Raw genomic sequence first — 21,881 nt, 5'->3', positions numbered from 1 at the left:
ACCATCTACAGTGGATGGAACTCAGGAATCCTGATGTGCAGCGGTTTTGCCGTACATGCGGCGTGGAATTCACCGTCTCCACAACGCCGCACCGCGCAGTATCTGCCTGGCGCAACGGTTTTCTGGAACGAGCCGCCTCCGCAGTGGGGCGTCGAGATGCTGCCCGAGTGATGGGCCGACGGGCAGATGCAGGTTGCGGCGGCCGTCATGGCGAACGGGGACGAGTACCAGCTCCGTGGATGCGGCATGGCGGCATCGTTCCGTTCGGGCAGATCCACTGGCATTCATCGGGGCCGATCCCGGGCACGGGCGGGATGGCGCACCCAGTTGGCGGCCGCTGGTCCTCGACCACGCCGTGGTGCGAACAAGGGTCTGAAATCGCTTGGACCGGGATCATTCCGGCGTTTCAGAGGGGCGCGGGAAGTTCCGGTCTGGCCAACACACCGACTTATGGTCTATACCAATAGTGGCCCCGCCTCACCCCTGCCCCTGAGGAGGCTCGTCATGCGGAACAAGCTGTTCAAGCTGGCCACGGTTGCCGCGCTGGCGGCGTGCGCGATATCCCTGCCGACGGCACATGCGGCCACGGCGTCGTCGGTCGCGCCGTACGTCGACATGGGTGCCTGGCCCACGCCGGTGTTGTCGGAGATGGCGAGCAAGGGCGGTGTCAAGAGCTTCACGCTCGGGTTCGTCACGTCGTACGGGTGCAAGGCCAGCTGGTTCGGCGCCTACGACCCGCGGGCCGGGTGGCAGAAGGAGGAGATCCAGAAGCTGCGCAACGCCGGTGGGGACGTGAAGATCTCCTTCGGTGGCGCGTCGGGCATCGAGCTGGCGTACTACTGCACGACGCCGCAGACGCTGGCCGCCGAGTACGACGCCGTGGTCAAGGCGTACTCGTTGAAGTACGTGGACTTCGACATCGAGGGGGCGGCGGTGGCCGACCCCACGACCATTCAGCGGAGGTCGCAGGCGTTGAAGATCCTGCAGGACCGCAACCCCGGGCTGAAGATCTCGTTGACGTTGCCGGTGTTGCCGAGCGGGTTGACGCAGGACGGCGTGAACGTGGTGAAGTCGGCCAAGAACGCCGGGGTGAACTTGGACATGGTCAACGTCATGGCCATGGACTACTACGAGGGGCCCGGTGACCAGGGGGCCAAGGCGATCGCGGCGGCCAAGGCCACGCAGGCTCAGGTGAAGTCGGTCTACGGGCTGTCGGATTCGGCTGCCTGGAAGAAGATCGGCGTCACGCCGATGCTGGGTGTCAACGACTCGCGCAACGAGATCTTCTACCAGAAGGACGCGCGGGCACTGGTGAGCTTCGCCAGCAGCGTGCACCTCGGGATGCTCTCGTTCTGGGAGCAGGGACGGGATGCCAACGCCTGCACCGGCGCGCTGTACAAGTGCAACAACATCCCGCAGCAGCCCTACGAGTTCGCCCGGATCTTCTCCGGTTACAACGGTTAGTTCAGCGTCCAGGTGGCCGTGTCCGTGTAGGCACGGCCATCTCGCGTGCCGGTGATGGTCACGGTGTTGGCGCCCGGCCGCAACGTGATCGGCCACGTGTGGACATCGGCACGCGGCTTGGGCGCACCGACCGCGACACCGTTCAGCAGTAGCTGCACGTTGTCCGTTGTGCCGTAGGCGCGGACAGTCGTCGAAGCGACCGTGCGCGAGGTCCAGCGCGCGCTGTTCAGGTGCACGAACGGCGTGTCGGTCCACTGCGACTTGTAGAACCAGAACGCGTCCTTGCGCACCGAGCGGTCGTAGGTGACGAGGCCCTTGTCGTTGCGGCCGAGCGTGTCGCCCTCGGAACGGCTGTCGACGGCGAAGTCGAACATGTTCCAGACGAAGGTGCCCCAGAGGAAATCGCGCGTCTTCAACTGTGCCCACGAGTTCTCGTGCACCAGGGTCTGGTACTCCTCCGGGTGCCAGCGCGACGTGGTCACAGGCGGACTCGGATTCTCCTCGTGCTGCACCACGCTGCCGCCGGCGCCGTACTCGCTCAGCGCGATCTTCCTCAAAGGATCACGCGCGTGCAGGCGGTCCGCCCACGCACCGGGGCCGGTGCTGCTCTGGTCGTACCAGCCGTAGTACTTGTTGTAGGCGGCCAGATCGGCGTGGCTGGAGACCGGGTCGAGGTCGCCGATGTGGCTGGCGTAGGTCGAGAGACGGCCGGAGTCCTCGGCGCGCACGGAGGCGGCCAGGTCGCGCAGCAGGTTGTTGGTGGCGGTGTTGCTGGTCTTCTGCTCGTTGCCGATGCCCCAGAACGCGATGGACGGGTGGTTGAAGTTCTGCCGGATCATCTCGAGCAGCTGCTGCTGGGCGTTCGCGCGGAAGGCCGCGGTGTCCGCCACCTCGTTGACCAGCGGAATCTCGGTCCACACGACGTATCCGCGCGCGTCGGCCAGGTCGTACACGTTCGCGGCCTGCTGGTAGTGGGCGGTGCGCAACGCGTTCACGCCCATCTCGTCCATCAGGTCGAAGTCCTCGCGTTGCTGGTCGGCCGACACGGCCCAGCCGGCGTTCTGGCGGTCCTGGTGGGCATTGACGCCGTTCAACCGCAAACGCTTGCCGTTCAAAGAAAACCCAGAAGAGGCGTCAACGGAAGCCAGTCGCAAACCCAACGGCTGGGTGACGACGTCCTTCGCCACGCCCGTGTCGGCGTCGATGATCTCCACGCTCGCGCTGTACAGGTACGGGTCCGCCTTGCTGTTCCAGCGGTGCGGACGCGGGATCGTCACGGTCTGCACGGTGTCGAAACCGGTGGCGGCGTTGACCGACCGGACCGCGGAAACGCTCTCACCCACAACCACACCCGCATGATCAGCGACAACGGCACGCACCCTGACTCGCGCCGCCGAACCGCGGTTGTTCCACGACCTGGTGGTCACCTCGACGCTGGCGGAAGCATCGCTCAGCGAACGCTGCCGCAGGTAGACGCCAGGACCGCCGTAGTCGCCCATGCGCACGCCGAGCGGATCCACGCCGGTCAGCGACACGTGCCGGTAGATGCCGCCGAAGAACGTGAAGTCAGCGGACAGCGGAGCCACGTCGGCGGCCGCGCGGTTGTCCGCCTTCACCGCGACCACGTTGTCCTGCCCCAGTTTCAACGAGGAAGTCGCGTCGAAGCGGAACCCAGCGAACCCGCCCCGGTGCTGCCCCAGCCGGACGCCGTTCACCCACACGTCCGCGACCTGGTTGACGCCGTCGAACTGCAGCCACAACCGGCGGCCCGCCAGCGAGGCGGCAGGCGTGAAGTGCTTGCGGTACCAGCCGATTCCCCGGTAGTAGTTCGAGCCGCCGTCCTGGCCGTCCAGCGCATTCCACGTGTGCGGGACGCTCACGGAACTCCAGGACGAGTCGTTGAACAAGGGCGCCTCGGCCCCGGGAACATCCGCGCGCAGGAAGCGCCAGCCGGAGTCCAGACTCACCGAAGCACGCAGTGACGGCGGCACGTACGCCGAAGCTGCTGGTGCTCCAACGAACATCGCCGAGATCAGCACGAGCAGCGCCAGCAGACGTGTCATGTCCAGCACGCTATTGGCGACGTGAAAGCGGCGTCAACGAAAGGAGCTAGTTCCGGTACAACGGGTTCGGGCAGTCGACGTACACGCTCGCGGCACCCTCCGCGCGCGTCCAGCGCAGCAGCAGGTTCGCCTTCGCGGGCACGGTCGGGCTCTCCAGCAACGAGTTCAGCAGTGTGAACGATCCATACCCCGCGAACACTTCCCGGGCTTCGGCCCACACGTCCAACGACGGATGCCGGTCCAGCACCGCACCGGCGATCTCCATCAGGTGGTTCACGATCAGGCAGTACTGGAGCCGCTCCCAGCCCTTCGCCTCGGACACGCCACGCGAACCACCAGCACCCTCCACTTCGGACAGCAGCGCGGCATGCCGTGGCAGCAACCGCATCCCCTCGTGATCACGGTAGAACGCCTGCACCGGCAGGCCCGACGGATCCACACCCACCAGAACGTTCTGCAGATGACACTCCATCACCACGCCGTGCGCGAAGAACGCGTGCAGCACTGGAGGAACGACAACCGAGACGTACTGCCGGAACCACCTCAAGGCCGAAGAGGAATCCAAGCCGTCCAACGGGTTCCCGTCGAACCCCTCGCTGATCCCCGCCGCCAGCAACGGAGTGACGCCCGGCAACGTGTGCCGCCGGACCCCGTCCCGCACCACAACCGCAAGTCCCTCGAAGGATTCCGCGGCAGTCCGGTAGCCGCGATCGATCAGGAACGCCGTGCCGGGATAAGCGGAGGCGATGTCCGAGAACACCGGTCTCAGCACCCGAGCCAGCGGCGGAATCCAACGTAGATCGTGCGCCCACAGCCGGCGCACGTCGTTCGTGATCTGCACGTCGAGGCTGAACTTGTAGAAGAGGTCGGCAGCCGGGTCGTACACCGTGCGCACGGACGACGTCGGCCACACCACGTGATCAGCCACGTCGCCCTGCATCCCCAGCAACGACAGCTGCCACGGATGCGCGGGCAGCACACCGGCGGGCAACGACACCTCGCCGTCGTCGACGAACGAACCTTCCAGGTGCACCAACGAAAACGACGCGTGCACCTCAGGCGCGTACGGCAGCCACTCCGACGCGGGCAACCCGCCGCGGCCCTTCGGCGCGGGGTGGTAGCGGTGCCCGGCGATCAACGCCTGCTCGGAGCGCTGGTAGAGATCAAGAGGCGGAGCGGGACGGGCCGCCAGCATCGCCGCGATGGCCGACCGGGACCCCGCGATCTCGTCGAGGAACCCGACGGGCGGATCCCCGAGTTCCTTGGTGATCAGCACCGCCAGTTCGTGCCACGACAGGCGATGCCACGATCCGGTGAAAACCTCGGGGTCCGACAGCCACCGGCCCTGCCGCGCACGCAGCAGCACACCGGTCCGCGGCAGGCGGATCGTGCCGTCCGGGCCCGCCTGACCGACCTCGCGCCGCAGGCAGTTGAGCAGGGCGGTCGAGGTGATGTCGTCGGAGATCGCGTCCACCGGTACCTGCCTCCCAGCCCAGATGTGTCAGGATCTGATCATTCTGACGCAGACGCAGATCGAGGCCGAATTCGCCGCGGCCCTGTCCCCCGACCGCGCCGAGCGGTTCCTCGCGGCCCTGCCGGGAGCCCGCGCGGCCGTCCTCACGCGGCTCGGAAGAGCCCTGGCGATTGAACCGTTGCCGCAGGTCAGTGCCAGTTACAGGGTCGACGTCAACCAGTACTCCCACCCCGTCGACCTCCTCACCGCACTGCGCTGGCCGAATGCCGCGAACCTGATCGCCGAAGTCGCCCACAGCGTGGCCGGACTGGCGCTCTCCCGCACAACGAGCCCGCTCACCACTCCATTCCTCGAACGGTCGCTGGAGGAGCACGAGCAGAGCGTGGTCGACGGCCATCCGCTGCACCCGTGCTGCCGCAACCGCACCGGGTTCACCGCTCAGGACCACCTCGCGTACGGCCCCGAACACCGCCCAACCGTCGCGCTGCGACTCCACCCCGCCAAGAACCACGTGGTGCACGGCGACTGGCCGGACGAACTGCGGGACGGCCAGGAGATCCTGCTCCCGGTCCACCCTTGGCAGGCCGACGAACTGAACGTGCCCAGCGTCGCCACGCTCGACGCCAGCCCGCTGATGGCGCTCCGGACCCTCTCGGCCAAAAGCTGGCACGTCAAGACGACGCTGAGCGCCCAGATCACCTCAGCCGTGCGGGACATCTCCGCAGGCTCGATCACATCGGCCACCACGGTCTCCGACTTTCTGAGCACCATCGTCGAGGGCATCGAGCTGCAGCCCAACCGCGCCTCGGCCGCGGTGCTCACGAACGGCGAACCGGACCGCGCGCTGGGAGTGATCCTGCGCGACAAACCCGTGCCGCGCGCGAACGAGACGCTCCTGCCGCTGGCGGCCCTCGTCACCGGCGAGGCTCCCCCGGTCCGCGAGCTCGGTGACCCGCTCGAGTGGCTCACCGAGTTCGCCGAACTGACCGTCCCGCCGCTGATGACGCTGCTCGCCAAGGGGGTGGCCCTCGAAGCCCACGAGCAGAACCTGCTGGTGGGACTCGTCAACGGCAGGCCGCGAAGGGTGATCTACCGCGACCTCGCCGACATCCGCGTCAGCCCGCGCCCAGACCTGCCGGAACGCCTGCACGCCAACGCGGAAGGCTTGCGCACCAAGACGTTCGCGACGTTCTTCGCGACCGCGATGACCGGCCTCGTCACCGCACTCGACGCGCCGGACCAAGACCTCTGGCGAGCGGTCGCGCGAACGATCCCGGACACCCCGGACCGGGAAGCCTTGCTGCACAACCCGATTCCGGCGAAGCCGCTCACGTTGATGCGGCTCGACCCCGCGACGACGGCCTGGGCGCACCTGCCCAATCCGTTCCCGAGGTGAGCAGCGTCTCCCCGTGCTGCCACGCCAGCGACAACAGCGCCGCACCCGCGGCCTGGGTCGGTTCGTGGTGCACGAACCGCTCAACGTTCGCGGCGGTGAAGGGAAGTCCCTCCAGCACGCGGCCCTCGTCGTTGTGCGACACCAGATCCCCGAACAGCGCGTCGAACCGCGCGGCCTCGATCACCGCGACGGTCAGCATGTCCGTGGCGAACGTCAGCGGGTCGACCCCCATGCCGAGGTACGACACGCGAGCCGCTTCGGAAAGCCGCTGCGCGAACGGCCATGAGGCGTAGTCCACGCCGTGGATCTCCGGCACGCCGAGCAGCTCCTCGGCGAACTCGCGGATCATGCTGTGCCACAACGAGAAGTCGTCGTCACCGGCCGACTGGAACACCCCGACCGGCAGCACCTGGTACATGCCTCCCGCGTGCCCGACCCTCTTCGGATCGCGCCAGTGCAGGTAGAAGGTCGCGTCGCCGGACGCGGAATCATGCCGGATGGTGAGGGTGCTGATGGCGACGTTCACGGGCCGGCGAGCCGGATCGCACGGGTCGCCGATCGACGAACGCAGCGGCAGCTCGCCGGTCACACCCAACGAACGAGCCGCGTATTCGTGCGCGCAGGCCTCACCCACGTCGATGCCGTCGAAGTACGAGCCGAGGCCGAACGTCAGGCGCGGCAGAGTGAAATCGAGCAGCCGGTAGGTCTCGCGGTTCTCGAACACGGACGGCGCGGCCAACGCGGCCATCGCGTCCGAGTAGCTCGCGAAACCGTCGGGAAGCAGATCCGACCCGAAATCGCCGAAAGCAGACGACTGCGAAAGCGAGAGCGTCAGGTCGGCCAACGGCACCGGCGCGGCAGGCATCCAGTGCGGGGCCGTGAGCAGCGGCGTGCCCGCGACCTTGGGCACGTCCGGGTACTCACCCGCGGCCTCGACCGCCAGCTCGTGGCGGCGTTCGAGCAGGTGGGCGCGGACTTCGAGCCACTGTTGCGACGTCGGCATGACGCCATTGTCCAGATGCACGGCGAAATGACCGGACCACCCTGCCGGCCCGGTCTCCGCTCTACGAGGCTGTCAGGCCCGCCAGCGCCGGGACGCGTGGACCACGTCGCCGACCGCACGTGCAAGGCTTCCGTCGGCGTCGACGTGGCTCTCGTACTCGGCCGGAACCGGCCGCTGGACCGCCGTGGGCGGTGCCTCGTACGGGTCGCTGTCTTCCCAACGCAGCCTGCGCGCCGTCTTCACGAACGCGACCGCCGCGGCCAGCAGCAGCACCCCGATCGCGACCGGCCACCAGACCGATTCCGCGACCGCGATGGCGAACTGGACCTGGGCCACCACGACGAAGACGACAGTGAGTCCGACCACCGACCACGGGGCCGATCTGCTGTCGCGTCTACGTCTGGCGGCACCGGTTGCCCCCATTGGCGTCACCTCCACCGATGTTGCCGTGGACATCGGCGATTGATCGCACGGAGTTACAACGACGAGAGTACTCCCTGGTCGTTTGGTTGCGTTCCGTCATCATGGGGACATCCGCTCACCAGCGGATAACCGCAGCACAGCCGGTGCGGAATTCACTCCGTGGTGTGATCATCAACTCGTGTCCGCACAGCACGCGGGAGACCCCGCCTCATTCGCCGCCGATGTACTCGGCGAAGGTCCGGCCGAGCTGGAGTACGAGCCGGGCGTGGCGTCGCGCAGGCCCACCAAGACGTCCGCGGGCGGCGCGCTGATCCGTGATTCCACCGGACGTGTGCTCTTCGTGGTGCCGACGTACAAGGCGGTGCTGGACATCCCCGGCGGCATGACCGAGGACGACGAGTCCCCGAAAGCCGCGACGGTCAGGGAGATCCGGGAGGAACTCGGGCTCGACGTCTCACTCGGACCGCTGCTCGTCGTGGACTGGACGCCGCGCAACGGGGTGTGGCGCGACTGCCATCAGTTCGTGTTCGACGGTGGGATCGTCGACGACGCGACCGCGCACGACTCCGAGCTGTCTGGAGTCCTGTACCTGTCGCTCGACGAGGCCCGGCCGCGCGTCTACCCGTCGCTGCACCGGCGGCTCACGTTGGCCTTCAGGGCGCTTGAGAGCGGTTCCACGTTTTACGCGGAGTTCGGTCGTGAGGTCTGACCTAAGCTCGCCGGTATGGACCTGAGCGCGTTTCCCCGTGTCGCACTGGGCAGCTGGCCGACCCCGCTCGACGACGCCCCGAGGCTCGCGACCGCGCTCGGCGGCCCGCCGGTCCTGATCAAGCGCGACGACGTCAACGGGCTCGGCGCGGGCGGCAACAAGCTGCGCAAGCTGGAGTTCCTGCTGGGACAGGCGATCGAGGACGGCGCGGACACGATCATCACGTTCGGCGCGCTGCAGACGAACCACGGCCGGCAGACCGCGGCCGCGTGCGCCAAGCTCGGCCTCCGCTGTGAACTCGTTCTCACGGCCAAGGTGCCGATGAAGGGCGACGCGTACGAGAAGTCCGGCAACGTCGTGCTGGACCACATGTTCGGTGCGAACGTGCACATCTGCGCGGACGCCGAAGAAACCGCAGAAACCTACTTGCGCGTAAACCACGACAAAGCGGTAACGCTCCCCGTCGGCGGCTCGAACGGACTCGGCACGCTCGGCTACGTCGCCGCGGCGGTCGAGCTCATCGGCCAGCTCGACGAACGCGGTATCGACAACGCCACGATCGTCGTGCCGCAGGGCAGTGGCGCCACGGCGGCGGGCATCGCACTCGGCACGGAACTGCTCGGCTGGCCCGGCACCGTTCACGCCGCAAGCGTCTCCCACTCGGCGGAAGACGCCGAAAAAGAACTGCGCGGTCTCGCCGGCGACGCGGCGGCACTCCTGAACGCGCCAGCCCCGAAACTCGACCACCTACGCGTCACCGACGACACCATCGGCCCTGGTTACGGCGTTCCGACGCCGGACATGTGGAACGTGCTGAAGCTGTTCGCGGAAACCGAGGGCGTCATCCTCGACCCGGTCTACACGGGCAAGGCGGCAGCGAAGTTCCGCACCATCGCGCCCACCAGCGAAGTTCCGCTCGTGTTCCTCCACACGGGTGGTCTTCCGGGTTTTTACGGCTATGCGCCGGAAGCCGTCGCCCAGTTCTGATAAAGCACGCCCGGACAAAGCAGAGGGTCAGCTATTGACCACGTTTTGTCCATGATTTTCACCCATTTGACCCGGCATAATCGCGCTCATACGTGAACCAAAAGGGACCGGTCCCGCCAATAACGCGGCATCAATCCTTGGTACATTCCACGAGCGTCAGTGGGTGAATTGACTCATGCGTCTCTCCGTGCTCGCCTCTACAGCGGCCGCGCTGCTGCTGAGCTCGCCGGGCGTGGCACAGCAACAACCAGAACCCGTCATCCAGCCCGCGAACATCGTGGTGCTGGTCGACGAGTCCAGCAGCATCAGCGCGCAGGACATGGACCGCGAGCGGGAGGCCGCGGCCCTGATCGCGCTCGGCGAGTTCGCGCCGTCCAGCACCATCGCCGTGGTCGGGTTCGGCAGCGACAACGGCGGCCAGTCGCCGGTCGACGTGGTGTGCCCGCCGAGCACCGTGGCGACCGCGCAGGACCGCCAGCGGCTCAGCGACTGCACGCGCAACCTGAAGAGCAGGACCGCTGGTGACGGCACCGACCACGCGGCGGCGATGCAGCAGGCACTCAGCTATCTCAAGGGCGACAAGCAGGGCCCGAAGCTGATCTTCCTGCTCACCGACGGCAAGCTCGACGTCACCGACAGCCCCCGTTACGGCCCGGACAACATCGGCGACCAGCGCAACCGCACCGCGCACGACCTGATCGGCACGCTGCTGCAGGAAGCCAACAAGGAGAAGGTCCAGACCTGGCCGCTCGGCTTCGGCAACGTCGACCAGGCGCAGCTGGACAGGTTCGCGAAGGGCTCGTTCCAGGGCCAGTGCGGGGCGAAGGCACCGACGCCGGCCGCCACCGTCGTCACCAGCAGCGCGGACGTCGCCCGGGCGCTCATCAAGGCCTTCCAGGCAGGCAGATGCGTTGGTGCGAGCGACATCCAGCGCACCCCGGTCAGCAGCGGCGGAACGGCCGAGGCCAAGGTCAGGATCCCGGTGATCGCCACCGACGGTTCGATCCTCGTCACCAAGCACGACTCGCGCATCACCGTGTCCTATGTGGACCCCGAGGGCAACACCGTGCCGAAGTCGGGCACCCAGGGCGGTTCCACGTTCCAGGTGAGCGGTGAGAACGGCACGGTCGAGGGTCTGCGGATCGTGAACCCCTTACCCGGCGAGTGGACCGTGAAGATCGCCTCCGCGCCGGGCGTGCCGGCGCTCGACGTCAGCACGGTGGTGATGTACCAGGGCGCGATCAGGTCGAGCATGACGGTGAACCCGCCCGCGCCGCAGCCGGGCCAGGAGGTCACGGTCTCGCTGAGCCTGCAGACCAGGAGCCGGTCGATCACCGACCCGGACGAGCTCAGGGACGTCGCGTTCACCGCCGACCTCGCCGGAGACGGCTTCACCACGGCGATTCCGCTCAACGACGACGCCCAGAACGGCGACAGCAGAGGCCGGGACGGCATCTACTCCGGCAAGATCGTCGTCCCGGACCAGGCCAAGGGCACGGTCAAGTTCACCGGCACGGTCGCGGGCATCGGCATCAGCAGCGACACCAGGACCGTCGACGCCGCGCTCATCACCGGCCCACGCCAGTTCTTCGCCAGCTCGGCGTTCGAAGACAAGATCAACTGGAACGACATCAGTCCAGGGCAGAAGGTCCGCGGCAAGGCCAGCGTCACGAACGAGTCCGGCCGGCCCCGCAAGGCCAGGATCATCGTCGCCGACACCGCACCCGGCACGGTGGTGAGCATCCCCGGCGAGCAGACAGTGCTCGACATCCCGCCGTCGGGCGTCCGGGCGTTCGACTTCGACCTGGTCTTCGCGGACAACACCACCCTGGGCGCCAACGCGTTGACGCTCCGGGTCGTCGACGACGAGCACCCGGACGACGTGATCTACGAGTGGCGGATCACCGCGAACGTCAAGAAACCCCTGCCCTGGACCGGCATCGGGATCGCCCTCCTGACGGCGGCCGCGATCACCGCGACGTTGATCATCGTCCTGTACCGGCGCCGTCAGCGCGACGTCCGCGGCCTGGTCGTCCGCCTGTACGACGGCTACCGCTCGTGCGGCGACCTGGCCGCACCGGAGCAGTCGGCGCCGGTGCTGCGCTTCCACCTCGGCGAAGTCCACACAGGACTCGCGCAGCTCTCGCACTCGGCGGGCGGCGAGGACAGCTACGAGCTCACCCGAGTCGGCGGCCGGTTGCAGCTCCGCACTCCTTACGGCGACACGCAAGCACTTCAGCTCGGTGAACGCGTGACCGTGAGCGGGAACCTCGCCATCGAAGTGCAGGACGAGCACGCCCCCGCCATCGACTTCCCCGACCAGGACCCGTTGACGACACCGCAGCACGAGGACCGCCCGACCAGCGGCAACCACCTGCTCTGACCGCCGACGACAGAAGGACAAGGCTCATCATGCAGATCTACCAGCCCATGCTGTACGTCGGACTGGGTGGCACCGGTTGTCGCGTCGGGGCCGAGCTGGAGCGCAAGTTGCGCGAGGAGCTGTGCGGGCCGGACGGCTCGGAGCTGCAGCGCCGCATGCAGGGCAAGAACTTCCTGCCCTACCAGCTGCCCTCGTGCCTCCAGTTCGTGTACGCGGACCTGAGCGAGGACGAGTTCGGCGCGCTCGAGCGCCGGGTCGTGCCGGACCCGGAGTACCTGCCGGCCGCGGAACGGACCATGCACCTCGTCCGCGAACTGGTGCCGCACCACGACACCTACCCGGAGGTCGCCCGCAGCCTGCGCCTGGCCGCACCGCAGTACATCAACGACTGGCTGCCCCCGCCCACCGGCGAACCGCGCATCGGCCCGCTCGCCCGCGGCGCCGGCCAGCTCCCCACCGTCGGCCGCGCCGCCCTGTTCGAGACGTTCCGCGGCGGCACCTCGGCCGCGCAAGCCCCGCTGCGCAAGGCGATCGGCTCGATCAACAACTCGCTCGGTGAGCTCGCGATGCTCGGCGGCGGTCACAGGGCGTTGTCCTGCGACGTCTTCGTGGCGTTCAGCGTCGCGGGTGGCACGGGCAGCGGCATCTTCTTCGACTTCCTGCACCTGATCGGCGACGTCTTCGCGCACCAGGACTACCGCGCGCGGATCTTCCCGCTAGTCCTGATGCCGTCCGCGTTCGACGAAGGACTGGGCGGCGGCAGGGCGGCCAGGCTCAACGCGGGCCGGTCTCTGCTCGACCTGTTCCGGCTGGTCGACGACCAGAACGCCCAGGTCGCGGGCACCGAGCTGGACAGCACCGGCATCAGCGGCTCGCTGGCGGTGCGCTACCCGGACCGCGAGGAGATCCGGCTGCGCGCCTCGACCGTGCAGACCGCGTTCCTGTTCGGCAAGGGCCCTGGCGTGCAACGGGAAGACCTGCACAGGTCGATCGTCTCGCTGGTGCTGTCGCTGGTCGGCACCGACCTCGGCACCGACGGCGACGGCGGCAGTCACGCCATCGCCCAGACGTACATGAGCTTCGCCGACTCGTTCATCAACAGCGCGGTCGAACGCGAGGTGCCCGCCGCGACCGGCATCGGAAACCGCGGTGTGTCCACGAGCTCGGTCGCGTCGATGACGGTCCCGGTCGACGACATCGCGGAGATCATCGCCTCTCGCCTGCTCGCCACCGCGGTCACCGAGCTGGACCGGCCGGGCACCGGTCAGGCGGAGAACAACGCGCCGTTCATCGAGCGGTTCTTCACCGAGTCCAATGTGGACCCGCTGCGACTGCGCGCACCCGTGCCCATCACCGAGCCGGCGGCGGTCAGCGGCGCGGACGCGATCTCCCGGACGCTCGCCACCCGCGCCCGCACGATGGAGTCCGGCCTGAACACCCTGCACCTGCAGCTGGCCAGGCAGGTCCCGGAGATGGTGCAGACGTTCGACGTGGGGCGCGCGGTGAAGTCGCTGCTCGGCGAGGTCGACCTGTTCCGGCTGCGGCGCGTCCTCAACGGCCACGACGGGCTCACCGACGAGGCCAGCGCCCACGGGTTCGCGAAGATCCTCGAACTGCGGCGCGGCGAACCGGCCGCCCCGCCCGGCCTGACGCTCAACCCGCCGACCTCGGCCGGGATCAAGGGCAAGTTCCTGCGCAAGCTGCAGTACTCCGACCCAGCCGTGCGAGCCCTGCTCGCCCGGCAGAACGAGTGGTACGCGTGGCGTGCCAAGCGGGTCTGGCACGCGGCGTGGAACGACCAGGCGGTGCGCTGGGACCTCAAGCTCAAGGCCGTGCAACAGCAGGTGCTCTCGCTCGTCGCGGCGTTCGAGGACCACGCGCGGCAGAGCGAGAAGAGGTTCAACTCCAAGTCGAGCGAGCTGTACCAGCAGCGCGTCGGCGTCACGTACCTGCTGCCGCGCCAGGGCCAGCTCGAGTCGTTCTACGAGGCGGTGGTGCGCCGGTTCGTGGCCTTCTACGTGCACCAGGGCGGCAAGCTGAACGCGACCGCCACCGTGGGCGACCTCGTCACCGCGATCCTCGGCGAGGAGGGCTGGAAGCACGCCTACGACCTGGTGCTCGACGGACGCAGCCCCGAGATGGCCGTCGCACACGTCAAGGACCAGGTGAAGCAGGCCGTGAAGCGCCTCTTCGCGTTCCGCGACGGGCAGCACCGGCCGTTGCTGCCGGCGTTGCAGGACCTGCTGGCGGCCGCGGCGGGCAAGCCGGGTGCCCAGGTCGGCGACGAGGACCTGACGCAGTTCCGGGAGAAGCTCGCCGGACTGGTACCGGGCGGGTTCGCGCCGAGTGGCACCGGCAAGCTGCGGATCCTGTTCAGCTATCCCGCCCCGGCCAAGGACCTGGAGCTGGAGAAGTTCCTGCGGCAGGAGGTCTCCCTGCCGCGCCAGGACGCCGTAATCGAGTTCCGCCCGATCTCGGCCGAGTCGATCACGGTCGTGCTGTTCCGCAGCTCGATGGGCCTGACCGAGGTGCCGGAGGTCCGCGAGGTCCTCAAGCACTGGTCGGACGCGCTGAAACACGAGGAGCAGCAGGACTTCCTGCGCTGGCGGCAGCGGCTGGGCTACGACTTCGGTTACCTGGCCACGACTCCGGAGCACCGCGAACGCATCCTGCACCACCTGCTCTGCGCGGCCTGGAACGACCAGATCTCCGTGGTCGGCGACGAGGACTCGCCGGCCGCGATCACCGTGCAGCTCGGCGACAACGCGCAGGCCAGCATGAAACTGCCGCTGGAACCGTTCGGCCGCATGTCGAGCTGGGCGAGTCTGCTCTCGGCGTACGAGGCGTGGGTGCTGACCGACGACAAGCAGATCCGCCGCGACTTCTGCGCCAAGCTGATCGGCATGACCCCGAACGGGGTGGATCGCCGGCCGGACAAGCCGTCGCAGCTGTTCGACCAGATCGTCGGGATGGCGCCGGCCGAACTGGCCCGCATCGACGCCGAGCTCGGCCAGCGCACCGGTGAGAGCGGCACGCGCAGGCTGCTGGCGTTGCGCGAGTTCTGGGAGGAGACGCTGCCCGGTGCGCTGCGGCTGCCGTTCCGCGGCGTCACGAACCCGTTGCAGGACAACCTGCACGACCTGCGCGAGTGGGTCGCGCGCGATCCCGGATGGTTGCGCCCGTGAACCCTGATCCCGTGCTGACGCTGGACCTCCGCACGCCGGAGGTCCCGGTGCCGAACCAGCCGTCGAGTCGCGTGCTGGTGATCGACACCACCGACGCCCTGAGCGAGCACCACACCTACTTCGAACAGCTTGCGCGCCTGCCGCAGGTCACCGGGGTCGTGCTGGTGGCGGTCGGCGGCCTCGGCGCCGACCCGGTGTTGCGCACACCGTCCGCCCTCGCCGGTGTCGGCGTGACGCTGTGGGTCGGCGACGGTCTTGGTGTGCCGTGGGAAGGCGGCTCGCAACGACCTGGCGCCGGATCGACCGAGTCCACTGTGGACGATCTGCTGGCCGCACTGCGGTTGCCCAAGGTGTTCGACCGGGTGCTCGCGAACGTCGGCGTGATGCCGCACCAGGCCGCGAGTCCTGGTCTGGCCGTGGACTACGCGGTCGTCGAGCCGGGCATGATGCGGTCGTTGAAACTCCGAGCGTTGCAGCAACTGGTGGCCACGGGCGTCGCGGCACGGCTGCACGACCGCGAGTCGACCGAGCTGACCTCGGTGTTCCGTTCCGCCACGGAAGGCGACGCGACCTCGGTGCGCCAGGGATCGCCGCTGTACGACGCGATGTCGCACGCCCAGCGCGAGCTGCAGGCGGCGCAGCGGTCGATCGACCGGTGGCGGACCTGGCGCGGGCTCTTCGGCCTGAAGCAGGCGCACCGGGTCGTGCTGGATCGGCTCGCCGCGGCCGGCAACGCCTTGCTGCGGCACCACCGGGTCGCGCGCAAAGCGTTGGTGGACGTGGACTCCAGCCTCGCCGAGGGCTATCCGCCGCCCGGCGAGCTGGTCGAGCAGGGTCTGCCCTCCCCCGCGCCGGTCAACTCGGAGGAGATGGCCGAGGCCGTCCGCAAGGCCGTGACGACGGAGCTGATCGGCGGCCGCACCCTGCCCGGAATCGCCGAGCAGGCCCGCAGGCTGGGCAACCAGCTCGGGGCCGCGCGCAGCCTCGCGTTCACCGAGCAGGACTCGGCGGCGGACCTGGAGAAGTGGGCACGGGGCCTGATCTCACCGCCACCGGTCCAGGTCTGGTCGCGGCCGGTCGGGTTCCTGATCGCGGTGGCCGGCGCGACGACGCTGGTCAGCACACTCGCGTCAGGTCTGGGCGCCTGGCCGTTGCTGCTCATGGTGCCGCTGTGGCTCGGCCTGGTCACCCTGGTGTCCGCCACCGCTCCGGCCGGCCTCGATCTCGCTTTCCTCTACGCGATCACGTTCTTCGCGTCGAGCCTGTGCGGCGCGATCGGACTGGGCAACGCGAACAACTGGTCACCGGGCCCGCTCATCGCCACCGGCATCCTGCTGGGGCTGGCCACCATCGCGCTGCTGTCGACCTACCTGGTGTGGCGCAGGGTGGTCGGCCAGTGGCGGGACGAGGTGCCGTTGCGGCAGGCCGCCGCAGCCGACAAACGGCTGTCCGACCAGGTGTCGCGGACCATCGCGCAACGCTGGTCGCCCGCTGATCGCAGCCGCCGGCTCGCGGACTCGCTGCTCGTGGTCGCGGGCGGGGTCGACGCGGTGGTCGAGGTGTTCCGGGAAGCGATCGACGCCAAGGACCCCGACGTCGGGCACACGTTCGGAGACTCCTCCGCCGGTCTCGCCGAGGTGCTGCACCACGATCTCGTCGCCGTCACGCTGGAAGTGCTGCGGCCGTCGTTCGACGCGATCGCCTCACGTCTGCCGCTGTCCGGCGACTCGCAGCGGTCCCTGGTGCGAGCGCGGGATCTTCTTGCGGCGTACGACGACCACCTCGAACACGCCGGTCTGCGCGAGCTGCCGTCGTTCGTGACCGACGACGGACCACGACGCAGGCTCGCGGCGACGCTGTGGCAGAGCTCGGCGTCGTCGCGGCACATCCTGCAGCTCACCGAACGCAGCCGGATGACCCAGCTGTGCGCCGCGGAGGACGTCCGCCTGCTGCAGGCAGACGGCGCGAAGGTCGTGCACTTCGCGTCCGGGGACATGGATCTCCCGCCGATCGACAACGGTTCCGACGAGGTCATCCGCACCAAGGGCGACGCGGTGGGAGCGCTGAGGCTGACCCCGATCCTCGCCAGGTACGTCGAACGCGAGGTGCAGACGCAGTGACCCACGAGACCTTGTCCGGCCGGGATCCGTCCGGCCGCGAGGCGGCCTGGCAGGTTCAGTCGCTCGACGCGGACCGCGTGAAAACCGACGACGGCACCACGCTGGTGCTCAGGTCGTTGCCGGCCGAGGCCAACCCGGTCGAGCTGGCGACCGCGGAAGTGCTGCTGGACAACGAGATCCGCGCGTTGACCCGGCTGCACACCCGCTACCTCAGGCCGTTGCCGGAGCTGCCGCGGATCGTCGGCTACGACTTCGACTCGGCGGAACCGTTCCTGCTGCTGGAACCACCGATCGGCAAGTGCGTCGACGGCGGTCTGCGGACGTTGCTGATCGACGAACGCCGCCGGTTCATGATCGGCCTGTTCCGGGCTCTGGCCCAGCTCGACGCGGTGGACCTGGTGCACGGCGCGGTCGGGCTCTCGTCGTTGTGCTGGGACGGCGCCACGACCCAGCTGACCAATCTCGAGCACGCCGTGGGCACCGGTGAGGCGTCGCGCTTGTCCCGCAACGGTTCTGTCGCGCATCCGGGCCACGACGTGCGCGCGGCGGGCCGGGTGGTCTACGAGCTGTTCACCGGCAGGAGCGTGGCGGTGGGAGACACTCCGGACCTGGCGTCGCAGCCCGAGGTGCTGGCCTCGTTGCTGCGTGGCGTCTTCGACCCGGATCCACGCCTGCGTCCGACGGCGGTGCAGATGCTGGAACGGTTGAACGACAGGGATCCTCTGCCGCGCCCGGTCGACGTGACGTCCGCGATGAAGCCGGGCTACGACAGGTTCGACGAGCTGCGGCCGCCGAAGGTGGCGGAGAAGCCGGTTCTGCAACCGACCGTGTCCCGCCTGGCGCCTGTTTCCCCCAAACCGCAGCAGATTCCTCTCGTTCCGCTGGCCGTCGTCGTGTTCTTGGTCGTGGCGGCGATCGCGATCCTCGTGGCGGTGATCTGATGACGACTCCCAGTGCCCAACGCGTGCAGTGCCCGATCTGCCTGGAGTCCTTCGCCTGGCGCGAGGACGCCCTGTACCGGCGGGTGGTCGACGACAGCGGTGCCCGCTGGGTCAAGGCCGACCTGTCCGGCATCACCAACGAGGTGAAGCGCAAGGATCGCCGCGCTCGTTGCTACGTGAAGTGCCCCAATCCCGGCAAGGAGAACCACGAGCACTACCTGCCGGTCTCGCACCGCGACCACGGAGACCCGATCGTGATCGGCATGGTCGGCCGGCACGCGTCCGGCAAGACCCACCTGCTGACCGCGATGATCCACGAGGCGTTGCGCGGCGATCTGCGCCACCACGGCCTCACGTTCGAACCGGCCGACGAACTGCGGCACGCGGCGTTCCAGCGCGAGATCGACCAGCTCATGCGCGGCAACAAGCTCAACGCCACCAAGGATCTCCGCGAGGACTTCGCCACCTATCTCCTGGTCCGCACGGCATCCGGGAGTACCCGGCCGATCGTGTTCTTCGACGTGGCCGGCGAGGACTTCGTGCAGTCCGGGCCGAATTCGCTGGGCGGCCAGTTCGTGCTCGGTGCGACCGCGTTGATGTTCGTCGACCATCCGGCGAGCGCGGTTCCGCAGCTGCGCGGCGACAAGGACGTGGACCGCAACCCGGCGTTCTCCGGTGCGCTGGAACGGATGGGCCGTCGGGCGGACATGAAGAAGCTGCCGGTCGCGGTCGTTCTGTCCAAAGCGGACGAACTGCGCTACGAACATCCGGTCGACTACTGGATCCGGCAGGACGATCTGCGCGAACCGTTGGACGCTCAGGCTTTCCGCGAGGAGTCCCGCGACGTCTACGCGTTCCTCGACCGGTACGAGGCGAAGCACATGCTCGACGTCTTCGAACGGTTCGAGCGCAGCACCTTGCACGTCGTGTCGGCGACCGGATCGCAGGCCGACGAGAACAACCTGTTCCCGCGCGGTGTCCGGCCGGCTCGCGTGCTGCGCCCGTTGCTCGCGCTGCTCGCCATGAGCGGACTGGTCGACCACCCCGAGGCTCTGGAGGTAGGCACGTGAACCGGTCGACGATATCGCTGTGTGGGTCACTCGACCTCCCAGAAGGCACTGGGGTGGGTGTGTGAGCGTTCAGCAGCTGCTGTTCGCCGTCAGCGACAGCAAGGGGATGAACCTCGTCGCGGCCTCGTTCGCCAGCCACGACGCCGACGCGTGGGACGGCTGGAACGAGAAGCTGCGCTCTCACGTGAGGTTGCTGGGCGAGCTCGGGACCACCCCGAGCACCTCGTTCAGCCACCTGTCCTTCCCGGACGGCACCGCCGCACTGCTGCGCCGCTCGGCTCGTCCCGGCGATGTCGGCCGCAACGTCGCGCACGCCCTGGTCAGCGACCGCCGCACGATCGCCCGGCTCGTCCCGGCCATGACCTGCTGGAGCGGCTGGCTCGACGACAGGCCGCGCAGCAACCAGTTGCACGACGTCGACCCTGCCGAGTTCACCGGGCAGCCGGACCCGATGGACGACCCGATGCTGCTGCCGATCTTCGCGCGGGTCCTGGCCTGGCCCACGGGCGCCTACAGCGTGATCGGAGTGCCCGAAGGCCTGGAGCTGCCGGTGATGTGGGCGCTGCGGGCGGTGAAACCCGACCGCGAGTGGACGTTCTCGACCTACGAGCAGGACGACACCCGCCCGAACCTGCCGCGGGTGGTCTTCCTGTCCCGGCCGCCGTCACCGGCCGCTGAGGCACAGGAGGAACGGCAGCGCATCGACGTGCGGGAGGCTCCCCGTGCGAACGACTGGGCCACCAAACCCGCTGAGGAGTGGCTCGCCGAACTCAGGCAGGTGGATCCGGCGCCGATTCCCGCGTTCGACGACACGCCCACCGTGATCATCGGGGAACCCGTGCGCGAAGAACCTCATGCGACCTGGCCCGCACCCGATCTCGTGCACGGCGACGCACCGCTGCCGCACCGGCTGGTGCAGTTCGCCGAACTGGCCGCGCAGATCGACGGTGAGGCGTGGCACGACCAGATCTGCGCGTGGATCGAGGACCGGGTCAACGCACCGGACCCGTTCGTCGCGACGTTCGTGCAGGCTCAGCGCGCCAAGGGCTACACCGGTTTCGACGCCGCGATCAGTCGCCGCTGGCTGGCCGAGCAGGGCGTCGAGCAGGTACGTCATCCCGTCGCAGAACCTGCGAGGATGGTTGCGCGACCTCCTGTCGACGAACGGCTCGCGCGCAAGATGTGGGGCAAGCACGAGGCGTGGTGCCGTTCCGCCAACATGTTCAAGCGCCGTGCCGGTTCGTACCGCCTGGGAGTGCTCGGCACTCTCGCCGGCAGTGCGGTGCTCACGGTGGTCGCCGCGCAGTTCAACGCCTCCTGGCCGCCGGTCGCGAGCATCGGGGCGGCCGTGGTGACCGCCGCGCTGGTCATGCTCGGCATCTGGTTCCGCGCGGTCAAGGAACCGGCCGAGCGCATGCAGTGGACCCGGTCACGAATCGTCGCCGAGCAGGTGAAGGCCGAGGTGTGCAAGTACCTCGCGGGCGCGACCCCGTACCGCGACCGTCGAGCCGTGGCGTTGCTCACCGAGAACATCGCCCGTTTCGAAGGCGGTGAGCCGATGCACGAGGCGGCGGGCGAAACGCCGTTGATCTACGACCTCCGCTCCTATGTGGACAACCGGGTGCGCGACCAGATCTCCTACCACCGCGCCACCGCTCGACGTCTGCAACGCAACCTGCGGCACCTGCGCCTGGCCGAGTACGTGTTCCAGGGCATGGCCGCCGCCCTGGCCGCGGTCGGTGCCGTGCAGGGCTACCAACTGGCCGTCTGGGCGGGTCTGCTCACCACCATCGCCGGTGCCGTCACGGCTCACATCGCCCAAACCGGCTACGACCGCCTGATCGTCCGCTTCCACCGCACTGTCCACGACCTGGAAGAACTGGCCCGCACCCTGCCCGAACGACCGGACCCGGCACTGGAGGACACCTTCGTCACGGGGTGTGAGCAGGTCATCGCCCGGCAGAACGACGACTGGCTCGCCCAGCTCACCACCTCCGGAAAGCAGTCCGGGTGATCAGTATTCTGGTGTTGTGACCGACTTGGCCGACGACCTCAGCCTCCTTCGCGACCTCGAACGGCGGTTGCTCGTCCACAAGTTCGCGATCGAGGAGCTCATGACGAAGCTCCGCATCCTCAGCGAGGAGTTCGACTCGGTCCACCGGCACGACCCGATCGAGCACATCACCAACCGGGTGAAGAAGCCCGAGGGCATCCTGGACAAGCTCCGCCGCAAGGGCTTGCCGCTCGACGTCGACTCGATCGGCGAGGTGCTGGACGACATCGCGGGCGTGCGGGTGATCTGCCCGTTCGTGTCGGACGTGTACCGCGTCTCGGAGATGCTGGCGCGGCAGCACGACGTGGAGATCCTGCGCACCAAGGACTACATCGCGACGCCCAAGCCGAACGGGTACCGGAGTCTGCATTTGATCGTGCGGATTCCGGTGTTCCTGTCCGACCGGGTCGAGCACGTGAAGGTCGAGGTGCAGCTGCGCACGATCGCCATGGACTTCTGGGCGACGCTGGAGCACAAGCTGTTCTACAAGTACGACGACAGTCCGCCTGCCGACTTCATGGCTGAGCTGATGTCTTCGGCGATGATCGCGGCTCAGCTCGATGAGCGGATGGAGTCGTTGCACCGGCGGATTCACCAGGAGTGAAGGGCG

At 68.4% G+C, this 21,881-nt stretch carries 15 protein-coding genes; 11 read left to right on the top strand and 4 right to left on the bottom strand.

Going from position 1 to position 21,881, the window contains the following annotated elements; all coding sequences use genetic code 11:
* Window positions 1-504: 504 nt before the first annotated feature.
* Complete coding sequence (locus UK23_RS41430) at window positions 505-1,464, top strand: chitinase (protein ID WP_045317283.1); 960 nt, start codon at window positions 505-507, stop codon at window positions 1,462-1,464.
* On the opposite strand, the gene UK23_RS41425 is transcribed toward UK23_RS41430, so the two are convergent.
* Together UK23_RS41425 and UK23_RS41420 are read right to left on the bottom strand one after the other, a co-directional pair.
* Complete coding sequence (locus tag UK23_RS41425; protein ID WP_196778119.1) at window positions 1,461-3,527, bottom strand: glycoside hydrolase family 2 protein; 2,067 nt, start codon at window positions 3,525-3,527, stop codon at window positions 1,461-1,463. The genes UK23_RS41430 and UK23_RS41425 overlap by 4 nt on opposite strands.
* 46 nt (window positions 3,528-3,573) lie before the next feature.
* Window positions 3,574-5,001 (bottom strand): IucA/IucC family protein, encoded by a 1,428-nt coding sequence (locus UK23_RS41420; RefSeq protein ID WP_196778118.1) that lies wholly within the window; start codon window positions 4,999-5,001, stop codon window positions 3,574-3,576.
* 22 nt (window positions 5,002-5,023) lie between these two features.
* Here UK23_RS41420 and UK23_RS41415 point away from each other — a divergent pair, with 22 nt between their 5' ends.
* On the top strand, window positions 5,024-6,397 hold the full coding sequence (locus tag UK23_RS41415; protein WP_045317287.1) for an IucA/IucC family protein: 1,374 nt from the start codon (window positions 5,024-5,026) through the stop codon (window positions 6,395-6,397).
* Here UK23_RS41415 and UK23_RS41410 read toward each other — a convergent pair.
* On the bottom strand, window positions 6,330-7,400 hold the full coding sequence (locus UK23_RS41410) for a hypothetical protein (protein WP_196778117.1): 1,071 nt from the start codon (window positions 7,398-7,400) through the stop codon (window positions 6,330-6,332). The two genes, UK23_RS41415 and UK23_RS41410, sit on opposite strands and share 68 nt — an antisense overlap.
* A gap of 72 nt (window positions 7,401-7,472) precedes the next feature.
* Window positions 7,473-7,766, bottom strand: coding sequence for a hypothetical protein (locus tag UK23_RS41405; protein ID WP_045317281.1), 294 nt, complete (start codon window positions 7,764-7,766; stop codon window positions 7,473-7,475).
* Between the two features lie 235 nt (window positions 7,767-8,001).
* Here UK23_RS41405 and UK23_RS41400 point away from each other — a divergent pair, with 235 nt between their 5' ends.
* The 9 genes from UK23_RS41400 to UK23_RS41360 all read left to right on the top strand — a co-directional run bounded on the left by UK23_RS41400 (window position 8,002) and on the right by UK23_RS41360 (window position 21,875).
* The gene (locus tag UK23_RS41400) at window positions 8,002-8,532 is read left to right on the top strand and encodes an NUDIX domain-containing protein (RefSeq protein ID WP_052685495.1); all 531 of its coding nucleotides are present in this window, start codon (window positions 8,002-8,004) and stop codon (window positions 8,530-8,532) included.
* A 15-nt stretch (window positions 8,533-8,547) separates the two neighbouring features.
* Window positions 8,548-9,519 carry a D-cysteine desulfhydrase family protein gene (locus UK23_RS41395; protein ID WP_045317280.1) on the top strand — a complete coding sequence of 324 codons (972 nt, stop codon included), beginning with the start codon at window positions 8,548-8,550 and terminating at the stop codon, window positions 9,517-9,519.
* A 175-nt stretch (window positions 9,520-9,694) separates the two neighbouring features.
* Window positions 9,695-11,902: a VWA domain-containing protein gene (locus UK23_RS41390; protein WP_052685494.1), complete on the top strand. Its 2,208-nt coding sequence runs from the start codon at window positions 9,695-9,697 to the stop codon at window positions 11,900-11,902.
* 29 nt (window positions 11,903-11,931) lie between these two features.
* Window positions 11,932-15,087 (top strand): tubulin-like doman-containing protein, encoded by a 3,156-nt coding sequence (locus UK23_RS41385; protein ID WP_045317279.1) that lies wholly within the window; start codon window positions 11,932-11,934, stop codon window positions 15,085-15,087.
* Window positions 15,084-17,207 (top strand): hypothetical protein, encoded by a 2,124-nt coding sequence (locus UK23_RS41380; protein WP_156213761.1) that lies wholly within the window; start codon window positions 15,084-15,086, stop codon window positions 17,205-17,207. Before UK23_RS41385 ends, UK23_RS41380 begins: the two co-directional genes overlap by 4 nt.
* A complete protein-coding gene (locus UK23_RS41375) occupies window positions 17,204-18,148 on the top strand; it encodes a hypothetical protein (protein ID WP_045317277.1) in 945 nt (314 codons plus the stop codon). The genes UK23_RS41380 and UK23_RS41375 overlap by 4 nt, the downstream gene beginning before the upstream one ends.
* Complete coding sequence (locus UK23_RS41370; protein ID WP_156213760.1) at window positions 18,148-19,218, top strand: TRAFAC clade GTPase domain-containing protein; 1,071 nt, start codon at window positions 18,148-18,150, stop codon at window positions 19,216-19,218. Before UK23_RS41375 ends, UK23_RS41370 begins: the two co-directional genes overlap by 1 nt.
* 61 nt (window positions 19,219-19,279) lie before the next feature.
* A complete protein-coding gene (locus tag UK23_RS41365; protein WP_045317275.1) occupies window positions 19,280-21,232 on the top strand; it encodes a DUF4231 domain-containing protein in 1,953 nt (650 codons plus the stop codon).
* Between the two features lie 16 nt (window positions 21,233-21,248).
* Window positions 21,249-21,875 (top strand): GTP pyrophosphokinase, encoded by a 627-nt coding sequence (locus UK23_RS41360; RefSeq protein ID WP_045317274.1) that lies wholly within the window; start codon window positions 21,249-21,251, stop codon window positions 21,873-21,875.
* Window positions 21,876-21,881: the final 6 nt, after the last annotated feature.

This window comes from Lentzea aerocolonigenes, from assembly GCF_000955955.1.
GTDB lineage: Bacteria > Actinomycetota > Actinomycetes > Mycobacteriales > Pseudonocardiaceae > Lentzea > Lentzea aerocolonigenes_A.
Note: the sequence above shows the minus strand (reverse complement) of the source record. Positions and strands in the feature narration are given on the sequence as shown.